A 751-nucleotide genomic window follows, 5' to 3' on the forward strand; every position below is an offset into this window, starting at 1 on the left:
CCGCTCGAACGGCACGTCGGCGCCTGCGAAGGCGGCCAGGTCGGTGCGGCGCACCTGCTCGAGCAGCTCACCGAAGCCTGCGCCGGGATCGACCTGGCTGCGCAGCACCAGCGTGTTGACGAACATGCCCACCACGTCGTCGAGCGCGCGTTCACCGCGGCCCGCGATCGGGGTGCCGATCGCGATGTCGGTGCTGTTCGACAGCCTGCCCGCCCATGCGGCGAGCGCGGCGTGCACCACCATGAACAGCGTCACACCGCGGGCGCGCGCCAGCTCGGCCAACGCCTGGTGCACCTCGGCGTCGACCGAGAAGTTGTGCGTGCCACCGGCATTGGAGGCGATTTCGGGCCGGGGCCGGTCGGCGGGCAGCTCGATCTGATCGGGCAGGTCGCGCAGCTGCTCGGTCCAGTAAGCGATCTGACGTGCGGCGACGGAGTCCGCGTCGTCCTCGGCGCCGAGCACGTCGCGCTGCCACAGTGTGTAGTCGGCGTACTGCACCTCGAGCGGCGCCCAGGACGGGACCTCGCCGCGGGCGCGCTCGGTGTAGCCGAGCACCACGTCGCGCAGCAGCGGACGCAGCGAGAAACCGTCCGCGCTGATGTGGTGCATGACCAGCACCGCGACGTGATCGGTTTCCGACAGCGCCAGCAGGCTCGCCCGGAACCCGATCTCGGCGGTCACGTCGAATCCGGCGCTCACCAGCTCGACGATCCGCACGGGCAACTCGTCGGCCGCGACCGGTTCGGCGACC

1 protein-coding gene is annotated in these 751 nt (G+C 71.2%); it reads right to left on the reverse strand.

Going from position 1 to position 751, the window contains the following annotated elements:
• Positions 1-751: condensation domain-containing protein (locus NA4_RS38300; protein ID WP_245671806.1), on the reverse strand; the 751-nt coding region annotated here is incomplete at both ends.

Origin of the sequence: Nocardia amamiensis NBRC 102102, assembly GCF_001612745.1 — a bacterium.
GTDB lineage: Bacteria > Actinomycetota > Actinomycetes > Mycobacteriales > Mycobacteriaceae > Nocardia > Nocardia amamiensis.